The following is a 15554-nucleotide window of genomic DNA, read 5'->3' as shown; positions in this document are numbered from 1 at the left end:
GAACCGGCCCGCGCGGCTCAGTAGTCTGGCGCTCATGGCTGGCAACACGGAATCATCGAAGGGGCCCCTGATCGCACCGTCGATCCTTTCCGCTGACTTCTCCCGGCTCGCCGACGAGGCCGCCGCCGTGACCGGCGCCGACTGGCTGCACGTCGACGTGATGGACAACCACTTCGTGCCGAACCTGACCCTCGGGCTGCCGGTGGTGGAGAGCCTGCTGGCGGCCACCACCATCCCGATGGACTGCCATCTGATGATCGAGGACCCCGACCGCTGGGCGCCGCCCTACGCCGAGGCGGGGGCCTACAACGTCACCTTCCACGCCGAGGCCACCCAGAATCCGATCGCCGTCGCGCGCGACATCCGCGCCGCCGGCGCCAAAGCGGGGATCAGCGTGAAGCCGGGCACGCCGCTCGAGCCGTACCTGGAGATCCTGCCGCAGTTCGACACCCTGCTCATCATGTCGGTGGAGCCCGGCTTCGGCGGCCAGAGCTTCATTCCCGAGGTCCTGAGCAAGGTGCGCACGGCCCGCAAGCTGATCGACGCGGGGGAGTTGACGATCCTGGTCGAAATCGACGGCGGGATCAACGGGGACACCATCGAGCAGGCCGCCGAGGCGGGCGTCGACTGCTTCGTCGCCGGGTCGGCCGTCTACGGCGCCGCCGACCCGGAGACGGCGATCGACGCGTTGCGCCGTCAGGCCGCCGCCGCGTCCCCGCATCGGCGTCGATGACCGTTTCCCCGGGCGACGGCCTTGACGCCGCGATGCGCTTGGCGATCGAGCAGTCCACTCTCGTCAAGGGAACGACGTATCCGAATCCCCCGGTCGGCGCGGTCATCCTGGACGCCGGCGGGGAGGTGGTCGGCGTGGGCGGCACCGAGCCGGCCGGTGGCGATCATGCCGAGATCCTGGCGCTGCGCCGCGCCGGCGACCTGGCTGCGGGCGGGACCGTCGTGGTCACGCTCGAGCCGTGCAACCACTACGGCAAGACCCCGCCGTGCGTGAACGCGCTGCTGGACGCGAAGGTGGCCACCGTGGTCTACGCGGTCGCCGACCCGAACCCGCAGGCCGCCGGGGGCGCGGCGCGGCTCGAGGAGGCGGGCGTCGCGGTGCGCTCCGGAGTGCTGGCCGACGAGGTCGCCCGCGGGCCGCTGCGCGAGTGGCTGCACAAGCAGCGGACCGGGCTGCCGCATCTGACGTGGAAGTACGCCAGCAGCGTCGATGGCCGCAGCGCGGCCGCCGACGGCTCCAGCCAGTGGATTTCCAGCGAGGCCTCACGGCTGGACCTGCACCGCCGCCGCGGGGCATGCGACGCGATCGTGGTGGGCACGGGCACCGTGCTGGCCGACGACCCGGCGCTGACGGCCCGCTTGCCCGACGGCTCCCTGGCCGCGCGACAGCCGCTGCGGGTCGTCGTGGGGATGCGCGAAATACCTTCGGAGGCAAAGGTTCTCAACGACGATTCGCGAACCATGCTGATCCGGACGCACGACCCCGCCGAGGTGCTCAAGGCCGTGTCGGACCGCACCGACGTGCTGTTGGAGGGCGGCCCGACCCTGGCGGGCGCCTTCCTGCGGGCCGGGGCGGTGGACCGAATCCTCGCCTACGTCGCGCCGACCCTGTTAGGGGGACCGGTCACCGCGGTCGACGACGTCGGTGTGTCGACGATAACTCGGGCGTTGCGCTGGCAGTTCGACGGAATCGATCGGGTGGGACCCGACGTGGTACTCAGCCTGGTGCCGCGCAGCGCCTAGCGCTCGCTCAGCGAAACTTCTTGCGGCTCAGGGATTTCCGGTTCCTCGGCGTGTTCATTGCGGCCGCCGATCAGCAGACCCAGCAGCGCGCCCGCGATGCAGATCACGACGGTGGCCGCGAAGATGTCGCCGTACATCATGGCGAACGCCTTGAGGTACATCGTTCCCTGCGCGGCGATCCGCTCCAACAGGGTGGCGTCGGGCGGGATCGCGGCCGTCAGGCCCGCCACGATCTGGTTGAACCGGTACAGGCCCCACGCGCTGAGCGCGGCCACCCCGATCAGCATGCCCGTCATCCGGGCCACCACCACGGCCGCCGAGGCGATGCCGTGCTGGGCCGACGGGACGACGCGCAGCGCGGCCGACGTCAGCGGCCCGATCACCAGTCCGAGGCCGAAGCCCGCCACCAGCAGGTCGGCGTGCAGCACCGGGACGTTGAGCAGCCCCAGGATGTTGTGCTTCTGGCTCATCACGTCCTGGCGCCAGTAATGGATCAGCCAGTACCCGTACGCCGCGATGAGCAGCCCGACGAAGGTCACCGCCCGGTCGCCGACGCGGGTGGCGATCCACCCGCCCAGCACCGCCCCGATCGGCAGCGCGATCAAAAACCACAGCAACAGCCCGGCGGCCTGCGTCTGGGTTTGCCCCAGCACTCCCTGGCCGAACAGCTCGACGTCGACCAGGGTCACCATCAGCGCCGCGCCCGCGAACAACGAGGCGCCCAGCGCGGCCAGGAACGGCCGGAAGCGCACGCCGGCCGGTTCGATCAGCCGGGTCCGGGAGAACCGCTCCCACAGCAGGAACAGCACCCCGACCACGGCCGCGCCGATCACCAGCGGCAACCCGTAGCTGGGCAGGATCTGCTTGCCGTCGGGCTGCGGGTTGTACAGGCCGATCACGGCGAGCCCCAGCGCGACCGCGAGCAGCACGCCACCGACCAGGTCGACCTTCTCGGGCGTTTCGGTGCGTTCGTGCGACGGCAGGCTGAACTGGATCATCACCATCGCGATGAGGGTCAGCGGGACGTTGATCCAGAACACGTAGCGCCAGTCGTGGAACAGGAAGACGATGAAGATCCCGTACAGCGGGCCCAGCACGCTGCCGAGCTCTTGGGCGGCGCCGATGCCGCCGAGCACGCCGGCGCGGTTGCGCTGGGCCCACAGGTCGGCGCCCAGGGCGAGGGTGACCGGCAGCAGCGCGCCGCTGGCCACACCCTGGATCGTGCGGCCGCCGACCAGCAGGTGGAAATCGCCCCAATGACCGGCCAGCGCGGTGACCACCGAGCCGACCATGAACAGCGCCAGGCTGACCTGCAGCACCAGCTTGCGGCCGAACCGGTCGGACGCCCGGCCCAGCAGCGGCATGGCGGCGATGTAGCCCAGCAGGTACATCGTGATGATCCACGTGATGCGCTGCAGCTGATTGATGGGGATGTGAACGTCGCTCATGATGTCGCGCATGATCGTCACGACGACATAGGCGTCCAGGGCGCCCAGCAGAACCGCCAGGCTGCCGGCGCTGATCGCGACGCGGCGCCCGGTTTGTGTGGTCACGAGCTCACCGGGGGCTTGGTGACCTGAACCTGCTCGCCCCACTTCGACAGGGTGACCTCGGCGGAATTGCCCGAACTCTTCTCCAGGTTGGCGCGCACCAGCTGGTGGTCACCGGACTCCTGGATCCACACCGTGCTCGGGACCCGCTGGGTCGCGTTGAACTGCGGCACGATCTTGTTCACCGCGTCGGCCGAGACGTTGCCGCTGACCTTGATGGTGCTCTGCCCGTCGATGGTCTCGCGGCCCTCGGCCTTGGCGTCGCTGAAGTTCGCCAGCGCGTTGCCCAGCCCGCTGTCCGGGTTCAGCAGCACCGACACGTCGTAGATGTCGGACGCCTTGCCGAAATCGCTCCACTTGTTGGGGGTCAGCGTGGCGTACAGGGTCCCGTCGACGACCACGAAGTTGGCGTCGATGTCGGAGCCGCCCAAGGTGATGGTGGCGTTGCCCGACGCGGCGGTGGCCGGTGCCGTGGTGAGGTCGCCGTTGAGCGTCTTGATGGGGAGCCCGGGGATCTTGCCCTGGATGCTCAGCGCGATGTGCGCGCTCTGCACCTTCTTGGTGGCGTCGGCCGACTGCTTGACCAAGGTCGTGCCGTCGGGCAGTGGTGCGCCGCTCTGCTTTGAGCCCGACGAGCAGCCGGCGATCAAGGCGGTGGCGAGGGTCAGGGATGCGAGGACGGCCGATAGACGGCGGCGGGTCTGCATACTTCGCATCGTAGAGGGTGCCGGTGACTGCCCTGGTTAACGCGGGGCCCCGGTGTCGCCCGTGCGGTGGTGTTTGCCCTGCTCATCCGCGTGCGGGCGGGCCAATTAGCCTTAGGGGATGTTTACCGGAATTGTCGAGGAACTCGGGGAGGTGACGGGTCGCGACGTCCTTTCCGACGCGGCGCGGCTGACGATCCGCGGAGCCGTCGTGACCGCCGACGCGGGCCATGGCGACTCGATCGCCGTCAACGGCGTGTGCCTGACCGTCGCCGAGCTGCTGCCCGGCGGGCTGTTCACCGCCGACGTGATGGGCGAAACGCTGAACCGGTCCAACCTCGGCGCATTGCAGGTCGGCAGCCGGGTGAACCTGGAGCGCGCCGCGGCCGTCAACAGCCGGCTGGGCGGGCACATCGTGCAGGGCCACGTCGACGGGACGGGGCGGATCGTGGCCCGCTCGCCGTCCGAGCACTGGGAGGTCGTGCGCATCGAGATCCCCGCGGAGGTGGCCCGCTACGTCGTGGAGAAGGGGTCGATCACCGTCGACGGGATCTCGTTGACGGTGTCCGGGCTCGGCAGTGACCCGCGCGACTGGTTCGAGGTCTCGTTGATTCCCACCACCCGCGAACTGACCACCCTGGGCCAGGCTCCGATCGGGACGCAGGTGAACCTCGAAGTCGACGTGATCGCGAAATACGTCGAGCGGTTGATGTCCCGCTGATCAAGCCGTCGCAATAACGGCGCCGCCGGCGTGGTTCATACTGAATGCAACACGTGGGCTTCTCGTGTGGGCCGTTTTGACAGTGTTCCCCCTCGGAAAAGCGGGGACGGCGAGGTAGCAGGGATGACGAGGTTGGACTCCGTCGAGAGGGCGGTTGCCGACATTGCGGCCGGCAAGGCCGTCATCGTCATTGACGACGAGGACCGCGAGAACGAGGGCGATCTGATCTTCGCCGCCGAGAAGGCGACGCCGGAGATGGTGGCGTTCATGGTGCGCTACACCTCGGGATACCTGTGCGTGCCGCTGGACGGGGCGATCTGCGACCGCCTGGGGCTGCTGCCGATGTACGCCGTGAACCAGGACAAGCACGGCACCGCTTACACAGTCACGGTGGACGCGAAAGATGGTGTGGGAACCGGCATTTCGGCATCCGACCGCGCCACGACGATGCGGCTGCTCGCCAATCCCATCAGCGTCGCCGACGATTTCACCCGCCCCGGTCACGTGGTTCCGTTGCGCGCCAAGGACGGTGGCGTGCTGCGCCGGCCCGGTCACACCGAGGCCGCGGTCGACCTGGCCCGGATGGCCGGCCTGCAGCCCGCGGGCGCCATCTGCGAGATCGTCAGCCAGAAGGACGAAGGCTCGATGGCGCAGACCGACGAGCTGCGGGTGTTCGCCGACGAACACGACCTCGCCATGATCACCATCGCCGACCTGATCGAGTGGCGGCGCAAGCACGAGAAGCACATCGCCCGCATCGCCGAGGCCCGGATCCCGACTCGGCACGGCGAGTTTCGTGCCATCGGCTACGCCAGCATCTACGAGGAAGTCGAACACGTCGCGCTGGTGCGCGGCGAGATCGCCGGGCCGGACTCCGACGGCGACGACGTGCTGGTGCGCGTGCACTCCGAGTGCCTGACCGGTGACGTCTTCGGTTCCCGCCGCTGCGACTGCGGGCCGCAGCTGGACGCCGCCATGGCGATGGTCGCCCGCGAGGGACGCGGCATCGTGCTCTACATGCGCGGCCACGAGGGCCGCGGCATCGGCCTAATGCACAAACTGCAGGCCTATCAGCTGCAGGACGCCGGCGAGGACACCGTCGACGCCAACCTCAAGCTCGGATTGCCCGCCGACGCAAGGGATTACGGGATCGGCGCGCAGATCCTGGTCGACCTCGGCGTGCGCTCGATGCGGCTGTTGACCAACAACCCGGCCAAGCGCGTCGGGCTGGACGGGTACGGTCTGCACATCATCGAGCGGGTGCCGCTTCCCGTGCGCGCCAACGCGGAGAACATCCGTTACCTGATGACCAAGCGGGACAAGATGGGCCACGACCTGGCCGGGCTGGACGACTTTCACGAATCCGTCCACCTGCCAGGTGAATTCGGTGGTGCGTTGTGAATCGCGCCGCCGACGATGCAGAACGAAGTGATGCGCAGGAGCGGCGCCCATGAGCCCCGCCGAGGGGGTGCCGGAGGTTCCCCCGCTCGATGCGTCCGGCCTGCGACTGGCCCTCGTTGCGAGTACCTGGCACAGCGAGATCTGCGACGCACTGCTGGCGGGTGCCAGCAAGGTGGCCTCGGAATCGGGTGTCGACGACCCGACGGTGGTCCGGGTGATCGGCGCGATCGAGATTCCGGTGGTGGCCCAGGAGCTTGCCCGCAACCACGACGCCGTCGTCGCGCTGGGCGTCGTGATCCGTGGGCAGACACCGCATTTCGAATACGTCTGCGATGCGGTGACCCAGGGCCTGACCCGGGTGTCGCTGGACACTTCCACACCGGTGGCCAACGGGGTGCTGACCACCGACACCGAGCAGCAGGCACTGGACCGCGCCGGCCTTCCGGAATCGGCCGAGGACAAAGGGGCCCAAGCCACGCTGGCGGCCCTGACCACCGCGCTGACCCTGCGTGAGTTGCGCGCTCGGTCGTGACTGAGCCTCCCGACCGCGAGACCTGGGATGCGGTGTTGCGTCCCCACCGCACGCCGCTGTTCGCCTATGGGGCGGCGGTGCTCATCGCCGGCGCGCACATCGTGGTGGGGCTATTGCTCAAGGCGAGATCGACCGGCGTGGTTTTTCAGACTGCCGACCAGGTGGCGATCGCGGTGCTGGGGCTGGTCATCGCCGGCATCGTGCTGTTGTTCGCCCGCCCCCGGCTGCGGGTTGGGCCGTCGGGCGTATCGGTGCGAAACCTGCTGGGAGACAAGCTGATCGAGTGGCCCGATGTTGTCGACGTCTCGTTTCCGGTGGGCCACCGCTGGGCGCGCATCGATTTGCCGGACGACGAGTACATCCCGGTGATGGCCATCCAGGCCGTCGACAAGGGCCGCGCGGTGGAGGCCATGGACACGGTGCGCGCGTTGCTGACGCGCTATCGGCCGGACCTGCCGGCCTCCTGAGCGCCGTACAGGCCGGCGGGCTCGCTGCGTACCCGCAGCGGCCCGCCGCCTGACTACCTATCGCTTGAGTCGGAGACCCGTATCGGAGGCACTCAGTATCGGGTGCAGTCCGTCATCATCTGCTGGAAAATCGGCAGGGCCTGCTGCGCCCCCTGGTTGTGCTCGATCGCGTGCAGCAGGTTCACGCGCTGATCGGGCGACGACGCCAGGTACTGCTGCAAAAACTGCTGGTTCGGCGGCGACTGGTCGAGGTACTGGGCGGCCATCGGGTTCTCCGCGTGCACGGCCCGCATCGCCTGGTCGTAGCTACAGGTCGTGTTGATCATCGGACCGTAATCGGGGCTGGCCGATGCGACCCCGGCCCCAGCGGTCGACGCCAAAGCCAAGCCGCCGACGGTGACGGCCAGTCTGGCCCACGAGCGCTTCATCATTTACGGACTCCCTCCATTGCTGTGCCCCCACTCTAACGTTGAGTTAGAGGCTTGGTAGCCAGAACCGGCGCCGCCCAAACCGCCGGCAACGCTTACGGGCCGCTCAGGGGGCGTCCGTCTGCCCCGGTTCCGCCCCCTCGCTTTCGGGGCCCCAGCTGCTCGGTAGCAGCGGCATCCGGGGTCCGTCGTCCAAGGAATCGGCGCCGATTGTGGTCAGCCCCACTGGGGCCGCATCGGGCCCGCGGGCGGTGCCGGCGAACCCCAGGGGCCCCGCCCCCCGGTCCGTGGCCGTCGCCGTGGTTTTGCCGGCGGCATCGGGCTCCGGGTCGGCGTCGAGGTATTCGTGGCGGCGGCCGGGGTCGATCAGGCCGGGCCGCTGGCGGCGCCGGCGCCGGGCCTGTTCCCGCCGGGCCGGGGCGGTCGCCGCGGCCGCGGTGCCGGGTTCGGCCGATCTCTGCTCTGATCGCGCGCCGGCCGGGAGGTTCGCACCGGCGCCGATGCCCGGCGGGCCGACGACGTAGGGGTAATCGAAGCCGGCGACGGCGGTCGCGGGTGGCGCCGCGGGCGCCGCGGCGGACGCCGGGGCCGCCGCCGGTGCGGGCGCGGGCGCCGCGGCCGGCGTTGCGGCCGGGGCGGGTGCGCTCAGGCCGGGCGCCATCGCGACGGGCGCTCCGGTGTGGGACGGCGCCGGCGCGGCCGCCACCCCGGGCAGGGTGGGCGCGGGTTGGGCGACGCCGGCCAGCCCGGCCAGCCCGGCCAGGCCGGCCGCCGCGGCGACGGGGAGGAAGGGGACGATCAGCCCGACCGAGAGCTGAGTCAACTGCGGCACTTGGGGAATGAAGGTGTAAAGCGACTCGCCGGCCCAGTGCGGAACCTTGAGGAGTAGCGGGTCAGTCAGCAGGCTGTGGATGGCCGTGGACGGGTTGGACCCAGGCTGGTTCAGGTCCGTGGTGAGTTCTTGGGCGACCATCTGCACGCGATCTACCCACCAGCTCAGCTGATTTGCCCCCCCGCCCGCATCTTGGTTCGGGGGGTTGGTCAGCTGGATCGGCGGGGGTGGCGCGGTGGGCGGGACCCACGTCATCGCGGTCTGGGACACCGCTTCATACATCGCCATCGCGGTGGCTGCCCGCAGCCACATCTGCAAATACTCGAACTCGTTTTGCGCGATCGGAATCGTATTGACACCAAGGAAATTCGTCGCTATCAGGGAGGCGTTCAGGGCTTTGTTGGCTGCTATCTCTGCCAGTGTCGGCATGGCCGCCACCGCGGCGTTGTACGCCGCGATCACGGTGTCGTGCTCGAGGGCCGCCGCCGTGGCGTTGGCGCTGTTCTGTAAAAGCCAGGCCAGGTACGGCACATGCGCGGCCACGAACTTCTCCGCGGTGGGACCCTGCCACGTCCCGGCCTGCACCTCGGCCAACAACTCGCTGAGTTCGGTAGCCGCCGTGTCGTATTCGGCGCTCAAGTTCAGCCACGCCGTCTCCGAGTTCAACAACGAGGCGGGCCCCGGGCCGGTGGTGAGCGCCGCCGAATTCACTTCCGGTGGAAAGGCCGCCCAGATCGGCATCGTCATCGTTGGCCACCCTCGTCGTTGCGACACTGCGATTCGTTCGAAGGCTGCGGTCGCCGATGTCGCGTGGCAGTGACGAGGGCGGCCGCGGTGCGGACAGCGGTCCGCATGTCATGAAGTTTATCGCCAGAGTGTCCGCAAATACGGATACGATTCCCGACTTTCACCGGAAATGCGAAGGTATTTGTCAGTCAGTGGACAGCCGGGCAAGGAACCCGTTCAACAGGAGCGTCTGAACCAACCCCGTCTGCTGCGGGGCGCTCAGGCCGGGCAGCTCGCCGACCCGGAAGGGCTCGGTGCTCGACGCGAGGAACCGCATCGCGGCCTCGTGGTCGAGGCCGGCGGCCACCGACAGCTGAGCGAAGTGCAGGACAACGCGATCGGCGGCGCGGGTCACCCGCGCGTAGAGCGGCTGGTGCTTGCGCACCAGCGTCCGGGCGTCGATTCCGGCCGTGTCGCTCACCCGCCCGACCGGTGGGCATCGGCCGCGCCGGACCAGGACGTCCTCCAATGCGCCGAGGCCGTCGGCGACGATGTCGGGGCCCTCGACGGTGCGCAGGGTGTCGTGCACCAGGTCTTCCAGGCCGGCGCGGGCGCCCGCGTCGTCCAGGTGCCGCGGCGACAGGCGGGTGTGCAGCCGGGGGTCGCGCAAACTCAGCGCGTAGAGCGCGTGCGTGACGAGCGTGAGCACGGTGGGTGCGTGCAGCCCGATCGTCAGATGGACGGATGGCTCCGAGCGCGTTTCGGCCGAATGCACTTGGCCGCGTGGCAGATACAGCACGTCGCCGGCGCGCAGGCACACGTCGGTCGCCGCCGCCGGCCCGTCCGTCCCGACCCCTTTGCGGCTTTCGATCTCGTGTGGCGGCACGGGGGCGCCGGTGGACACATGCCACGTCTTGGATCCCCTGATCTGCAGGACCAGCACGTCGTGCGGGTCGTAGTGCGGGGCAAAGCCGGTGGCGTCGGGCGGCGTGACGTAGGCGTTGACCCGCGTCGGGAAGTTCAGCTCGACCTCGAGGGAATGCGACAGCGTCGCGACCGTGCGCAGGTACCGCTCGAGGCCGTTCAGCACGATGGTGTACCCGTCGGCGAGGCCCTCGCGGGCGCGGTCCGGGTCGAGGCTGCCGTCGCCGCGGCGATAGCTCGCCGGATCCCTGTCCTGGCCGCCCTTCACCAGCCGCACGGCCGACGGCTCCGCTCGCATCTGCTCGAGGAGTTCGTCGGCCGCGGGCAGCAGGCCGTCGAAGTAGCCCGGCTCGCCACGCTGGATGTGGTGGTGCCTGATCGCCCAGATCTCGTCGAGGAACGCCTCGACCGAAACCGGCCGCAGCAACCAGGCGAGCGAGGACTCGGCGGCCAATGTTCCTCCCAACCCTTCCCGGCCTCCCCAACGTTCGTGGGCACCACAGTAGACCGGCGCCCCGCCTTTCTCGGCACGTCGTTCCCGGCTACTAGCCTGGATCTGTGCCAGATCCCGCCACGTACCGCCCGGCGCCCGGGTCCATCCCGGTGGAGCCGGGCGTCTACCGATTCCGGGATCCGCACGGCCGGGTCATCTACGTTGGCAAGGCCAAGAGCCTGCGCAGCCGGCTCACGTCCTACTTCTCCGACATCTCCGGCCTGCACCCGCGAACGCGGCAGATGGTCACCACCGCGGCCAAGGTCGAGTGGACGGTGGTCAACACCGAAGTCGAGGCGCTGCAGCTCGAATACAACTGGATCAAGGAATTCGACCCGCGGTTCAACGTCCGCTACCGCGACGACAAGTCGTATCCGGTGCTGGCGGTCACCCTCAACGAGGAATTCCCGAGGTTGATGGTCTATCGCGGCCCGCGCCGCAAGGGCGTCAGGTACTTCGGCCCCTACTCGCACGCCTGGGCCATCCGGGAAACGCTGGACCTGCTCACCCGGGTTTTCCCGGCGCGCACCTGTTCGGCGGGAGTGTTCAAGCGGCACAGGCAGATCGACCGTCCGTGCCTGCTGGGCTACATCGACAAATGCTCGGCGCCGTGCATCGGCAGGGTCAGTGCCGAACAGCATCGTCAGATCGTGGACGATTTCTGCGACTTCCTGTCCGGCAAGACCGACCGGTTCGCCCGCGAGCTCGAACAGCAGATGAACGCCGCGGCCGAGCGTCTCGATTTCGAGCGGGCCGCGCGGCTGCGTGACGACCTCGGCGCGCTGAAGCGGGCGATGGAAAAGCAGGCCGTGGTGCTCGGTGACGGGACCGACGCCGACGTGGTGGCCTTCGCCGACGACGACCTCGAGGCCGCGGTGCAGGTGTTCCACGTGCGCGGCGGCCGGGTCCGCGGTCAGCGCGGCTGGATCGTCGAAAAGTCCGCCGACCCGGGCGATTCCGGCGAGGAACAGTTGGTCGAGCAGTTTTTGACGCAGTTCTACGGCGAGCAGGCCGAATTGGGCGGCGCCGCAGACGAATCGGTGAACCCGGTGCCTCGGGAGGTGCTGGTGCCCTGCCTACCGTCCAACGCCGACGAGCTGACGAGCTGGTTGTCCGGCCTGCGCGGGTCCCGAGTCGTCTTAAGGGTGCCGCGGCGCGGTGACAAACGCGCGCTGGCCGAAACCGTGCAGCGCAACGCGAAAGAAGCCCTGCAGCAACACAAGCTGAAGCGGGCCGGTGATTTCAACGCCAGATCCGCTGCGCTGCAGAATATTCAGGAAGCCCTCGGGCTGTCCGAGGCGCCGCTGCGCATCGAATGTGTGGACATCAGCCACGTGCAGGGCACCGACGTGGTGGGCTCGCTGGTGGTGTTCGAGGACGGTCTGCCACGCAAATCGGACTACCGGCACTTCAGCATCCGGGAGGCCGCCGGACAGGGGCGCTCCGACGATGTCGCCTCCATCGCCGAGGTGACCCGGCGCCGCTTCGCGCGCCACCTCAGCGAGCAGAACGACCCGAATATGCTTTCGCCGGAAGGGAAGTCCCGCCGCTTCGCCTACCCACCGAACCTGTACGTCGTCGACGGCGGCGCGCCGCAGGTCAACGCGGCCAGCGCGGTGCTCGAAGGGCTCGGCATCACCGACGTCGCGGTGATCGGGCTGGCCAAGCGGCTCGAAGAGGTGTGGGTGCCCTCGGAACCCGACCCCGTCATCATGCCGCGCAACAGCGAGGGTCTTTACCTGCTGCAGCGTGTCCGCGACGAGGCGCACCGGTTCGCGATCGCCTACCATCGCAGCAAGCGATCCAAGCGAATGACGGCATCGGTGCTGGATTCGGTGCCAGGATTGGGCGAACATCGCCGCAAGGCACTGGTAAGCCATTTCGGATCGATAGCCCGCCTCAAGGAGGCCACCGTCGACCAGATCACCGCAGTTCCCGGCATCGGCGTCGCCACCGCCACCGCCGTCCTGGAGGCGCTGCGACCCGAGCAGGCCCCCGACGAGTCCAGGGCCGCGCAATGACGGGTCCGGGCGAGTTGGCGGGGAATCACTCGGTGGACGCCCCGGCCGGTATCGACGTCGTTCTGGTGACGGGGTTGTCCGGGGCCGGGCGGGGTACGGCGGCCAAGGTGCTCGAGGACCTCGGCTGGTATGTGGCCGACAACCTGCCCCCGCAGCTGATCACCCGGATGGTCGACCTCGGCATGGACGCGGGGTCGCGGATCACCCAGCTGGCGGTGGTGATGGACGTGCGGTCGCGGGGCTTCACCGGAGATCTGGATTCGGTGCGCACCGAGCTGGCGACCCGAAACATCGCCCCGCGGGTGGTGTTCATGGAAGCATCCGACGACATGTTGGTGCGCCGCTACGAGCAGAATCGGCGCAGCCACCCGCTGCAGGGCGATCAGACGCTGGCCGAGGGCATCGCGGCCGAGCGCCGGATGCTGGCATCGGTGCGCGCCACCGCCGACCTGATCATCGACACGTCGACGCTGTCGGTGCGGGGCCTGCGCGAGACCATCGAGCGGGCGTTCGGCAATGACGCCGGCGCGACCACCAGCGTCACGGTCGAGTCGTTCGGTTTCAAGTACGGCCTGCCGATGGACGCCGACATGGTGATGGACGTGCGATTCCTGCCGAACCCACACTGGGTCGACGAATTGCGCCCCCGCACCGGGCAGGACCCCGCGGTGCGGGATTACGTGTTGAGCCAGCCCGGCGCGGCCGAGTTTCTCGACGCCTACCATCGACTGCTATCTCTGGTCGTGGACGGCTACCGCAGGGAGGGCAAGCGCTATATGACGGTCGCCATCGGCTGCACGGGGGGGAAGCATCGCAGTGTCGCGATCGCCGAGCAATTGATGCAGTTGCTGAACGCCGATCACCAGCTGTCGGTGCGCGTGCTGCACCGGGATCTGGGTCGCGAATGAGCGAGCCGTTCAACCGGGGCATCGTCGCGCTGGGCGGCGGACACGGCTTGTACGCGACCTTGTCGGCGGCCCGGCGTCTCACCCCCTACGTCACCGCCGTGGTGACGGTCGCCGACGACGGCGGATCCTCGGGCCGGCTGCGCGGCGAACTCGGCGTGGTGCCGCCCGGCGACCTGCGAATGGCGTTGGCGGCCTTGGCTTCTGACAGTCCACATGGGCGTCTGTGGGCGACCATCCTGCAGCACCGGTTCGGTGGCAGCGGCGCTCTGGCGGGGCATCCGATCGGCAATCTGATGCTGGCTGGCCTGTCGGAGGTGCTGGCCGATCCGGTGGCCGCCCTCGACGAGCTCGGGCGCATCCTGGGCGTCAAGGGCAGGGTGCTGCCGATGTGCCCGATCGCCCTGCAGATCGAGGCCGACGTGTCCGGCCTGGAAGGCGACCCGCGGATGTTCCGGGTGATCCGCGGCCAGGTGGCGATCGCGACCACCCCGGGCAAGGTGCGCCGGGTGCGGCTGCTGCCGGACCACCCCCCGGCCACCCGGCAGGCCGTCGACGCCATCATGGCCGCCGACCTGGTGGTGCTGGGCCCCGGCTCGTGGTTCACCAGCGTGATCCCGCACGTGTTGGTGCCCGAGCTGGCGGCGGCGCTGCGGGCGACGTCCGCGCGGCGCGCCCTGGTGCTCAACCTGGTGGCCGAGCCGGGGGAGACCGCCGGGTTCTCCGTCGAGCGTCATCTGCACGTGCTGGCCCAGCACGCTCCGGGATTTACCGTGCACGACATCATCATCGACGCCGACCGGGTGCCGAGTGAGCGGGAACGCGAGCAACTGCGCCGCACCGCCACCCTGCTGCATGCCGAGGTCCACTTCGCTGACGTGTCCCGACCTGGTACACCTTTACATGATCCAGGCAAGCTCGCGGCGGCCCTGGACGGGGTCCGGGCGGCCCGCAAGGGTCCGGAAGCGGCTCCGGCCACGGCCACCGCGGATATTCGGGTCGACGGTGCAAAACCACCACCAGGTGGGGATGGGCCCGCCGGCAGCGGACCAAGGGGTGACGACTCGTGGCGATGACGACCGAAGTCAAGGACGAACTGAGCCGCCTGGTCGTGAAATCGGTCAGCGCGCGCCGGGCGGAGGTCACGTCCCTGCTGCGGTTCGCCGGAGGGCTGCACATCGTGGGCGGCCGCGTCGTGGTCGAGGCCGAGGTCGATCTCGGCAATGTCGCCCGGCGGCTGCGCAAAGACATTTTCGAACTTTACGGCTACACCGCCGTCGTGCATGTGTTGTCCGCCAGCGGAATTCGCAAAAGCACCCGGTACGTGTTGCGGGTGGCCAACGACGGTGAAGCGCTGGCCCGCCAGACCGGGCTGCTCGACAACCGCGGCCGCCCGGTGCGCGGGCTGCCGGCCCAGGTGGTGGGCGGCAGCGTCGGCGACGCCGAGGCCGCGTGGCGGGGGGCCTTCCTGGCGCACGGGTCGCTGACCGAGCCGGGACGGTCCTCGGCGCTGGAGGTCAGCTGCCCCGGCCCGGAGGCGGCGCTGGCGTTGGTGGGCGCGGCGCGGCGGCTGGGAGTCAGCGCGAAGGCCCGCGAGGTGCGTGGCGCCGACCGGGTGGTGGTGCGTGACGGCGAGGCGATCGGCGCGTTGCTGACCCGGATGGGCGCCCAGGACACCCGGCTGGTGTGGGAGGAGCGCCGGATGCGCCGCGAGGTGCGGGCCACGGCCAACCGGCTCGCCAACTTCGACGACGCCAACCTGCGCCGCTCGGCGCGCGCGGCGGTCGCGGCGGCCGCCCGGGTGGAGCGGGCGCTGGAGATCCTCGGCGACACCGTCCCCGACCATTTGGCCTCGGCCGGCAAGCTGCGCGTCGAGCATCGTCAGGCGTCGCTGGAGGAGCTCGGCCGGCTCGCCGACCCGCCGATGACGAAAGACGCTGTGGCCGGCCGCATTCGGCGGTTGCTGTCGATGGCCGACCGCAAGGCGAAGATCGAGGGCATTCCCGACACCGAGTCGGCGGTGACGCCGGATTTGCTGGAAGACGCCTAACTGGTCGCGCGAATCACTGTTCGCAAGGGGTGGCGGGGGCTACGG

15 protein-coding genes are annotated in these 15554 nt (G+C 69.5%); 10 read left to right on the top strand and 5 right to left on the bottom strand.

What is annotated here, in order from left to right; all coding sequences use genetic code 11:
* Nucleotides 1-25: 25 nt before the first annotated feature.
* Nucleotides 26-733: a ribulose-phosphate 3-epimerase gene (rpe, locus tag OCU_RS40555; protein WP_085977606.1), complete on the top strand. Its 708-nt coding sequence runs from the start codon at nucleotides 26-28 to the stop codon at nucleotides 731-733.
* The gene (gene ribD / locus OCU_RS40550; protein WP_014380478.1) at nucleotides 730-1755 is read left to right on the top strand and encodes a bifunctional diaminohydroxyphosphoribosylaminopyrimidine deaminase/5-amino-6-(5-phosphoribosylamino)uracil reductase RibD; all 1026 of its coding nucleotides are present in this window, start codon (nucleotides 730-732) and stop codon (nucleotides 1753-1755) included. Before rpe ends, ribD begins: the two co-directional genes overlap by 4 nt.
* Here ribD and OCU_RS40545 read toward each other — a convergent pair.
* Nucleotides 1752-3308, bottom strand: a complete 1557-nt coding sequence (locus tag OCU_RS40545) for an MFS transporter (protein WP_008258179.1) — start codon at nucleotides 3306-3308, stop codon at nucleotides 1752-1754. The genes ribD and OCU_RS40545 overlap by 4 nt on opposite strands.
* Entirely contained in the window at nucleotides 3305-4012 is a 708-nt protein-coding gene (locus OCU_RS40540; protein WP_008258177.1) for an LppX_LprAFG lipoprotein, read from the bottom strand. The genes OCU_RS40545 and OCU_RS40540 overlap by 4 nt, the downstream gene beginning before the upstream one ends.
* 118 nt (nucleotides 4013-4130) lie before the next feature.
* Here OCU_RS40540 and OCU_RS40535 point away from each other — a divergent pair, with 118 nt between their 5' ends.
* The 4 genes from OCU_RS40535 to OCU_RS40520 all read left to right on the top strand — a co-directional run bounded on the left by OCU_RS40535 (nucleotide 4131) and on the right by OCU_RS40520 (nucleotide 7130).
* Entirely contained in the window at nucleotides 4131-4730 is a 600-nt protein-coding gene (locus OCU_RS40535; protein ID WP_014380477.1) for a riboflavin synthase, read from the top strand.
* 123 nt (nucleotides 4731-4853) lie between these two features.
* Nucleotides 4854-6131 carry a bifunctional 3,4-dihydroxy-2-butanone-4-phosphate synthase/GTP cyclohydrolase II gene (locus OCU_RS40530; protein WP_008258174.1) on the top strand — a complete coding sequence of 426 codons (1278 nt, stop codon included), beginning with the start codon at nucleotides 4854-4856 and terminating at the stop codon, nucleotides 6129-6131.
* 49 nt (nucleotides 6132-6180) lie between these two features.
* A complete protein-coding gene (gene ribH, locus OCU_RS40525) occupies nucleotides 6181-6663 on the top strand; it encodes a 6,7-dimethyl-8-ribityllumazine synthase (RefSeq protein WP_008258173.1) in 483 nt (160 codons plus the stop codon).
* Nucleotides 6660-7130, top strand: coding sequence for a PH domain-containing protein (locus OCU_RS40520; protein WP_014385263.1), 471 nt, complete (start codon nucleotides 6660-6662; stop codon nucleotides 7128-7130). Before ribH ends, OCU_RS40520 begins: the two co-directional genes overlap by 4 nt.
* A 92-nt stretch (nucleotides 7131-7222) precedes the next feature.
* On the opposite strand, the gene OCU_RS40515 is transcribed toward OCU_RS40520, so the two are convergent.
* The 3 genes from OCU_RS40515 to OCU_RS40505 form a co-directional block, all read right to left on the bottom strand.
* Nucleotides 7223-7561 carry a hemophore-related protein gene (locus OCU_RS40515; RefSeq protein WP_014380474.1) on the bottom strand — a complete coding sequence of 113 codons (339 nt, stop codon included), beginning with the start codon at nucleotides 7559-7561 and terminating at the stop codon, nucleotides 7223-7225.
* Between the two features lie 103 nt (nucleotides 7562-7664).
* Nucleotides 7665-9137, bottom strand: coding sequence for a PPE family protein (locus OCU_RS40510; protein ID WP_014380473.1), 1473 nt, complete (start codon nucleotides 9135-9137; stop codon nucleotides 7665-7667).
* Between the two features lie 184 nt (nucleotides 9138-9321).
* Nucleotides 9322-10494 carry a cupin domain-containing protein gene (locus OCU_RS40505; RefSeq protein WP_014380472.1) on the bottom strand — a complete coding sequence of 391 codons (1173 nt, stop codon included), beginning with the start codon at nucleotides 10492-10494 and terminating at the stop codon, nucleotides 9322-9324.
* A gap of 104 nt (nucleotides 10495-10598) precedes the next feature.
* On the opposite strand from OCU_RS40505, the gene uvrC reads away from it, so the two are divergent.
* Genes uvrC through whiA form a run of 4 tightly spaced genes read left to right on the top strand, consistent with a single transcriptional unit; the run spans nucleotide 10599 to nucleotide 15509 of the window.
* Nucleotides 10599-12554 carry an excinuclease ABC subunit UvrC gene (gene uvrC / locus OCU_RS40500; RefSeq protein ID WP_014380471.1) on the top strand — a complete coding sequence of 652 codons (1956 nt, stop codon included), beginning with the start codon at nucleotides 10599-10601 and terminating at the stop codon, nucleotides 12552-12554.
* Complete coding sequence (gene rapZ / locus OCU_RS40495; RefSeq protein ID WP_008258167.1) at nucleotides 12551-13462, top strand: RNase adapter RapZ; 912 nt, start codon at nucleotides 12551-12553, stop codon at nucleotides 13460-13462. Before uvrC ends, rapZ begins: the two co-directional genes overlap by 4 nt.
* Nucleotides 13459-14535, top strand: a complete 1077-nt coding sequence (locus OCU_RS40490; RefSeq protein ID WP_009956168.1) for a YvcK family protein — start codon at nucleotides 13459-13461, stop codon at nucleotides 14533-14535. The genes rapZ and OCU_RS40490 overlap by 4 nt, the downstream gene beginning before the upstream one ends.
* Nucleotides 14532-15509, top strand: coding sequence for a DNA-binding protein WhiA (whiA, locus tag OCU_RS40485; protein ID WP_026071328.1), 978 nt, complete (start codon nucleotides 14532-14534; stop codon nucleotides 15507-15509). Before OCU_RS40490 ends, whiA begins: the two co-directional genes overlap by 4 nt.
* Nucleotides 15510-15554: the final 45 nt, after the last annotated feature.

The organism is Mycobacterium intracellulare ATCC 13950 (assembly GCF_000277125.1).
Lineage (GTDB): Bacteria > Actinomycetota > Actinomycetes > Mycobacteriales > Mycobacteriaceae > Mycobacterium > Mycobacterium intracellulare.
Note: the sequence above shows the minus strand (reverse complement) of the source record. Positions and strands in the feature narration are given on the sequence as shown.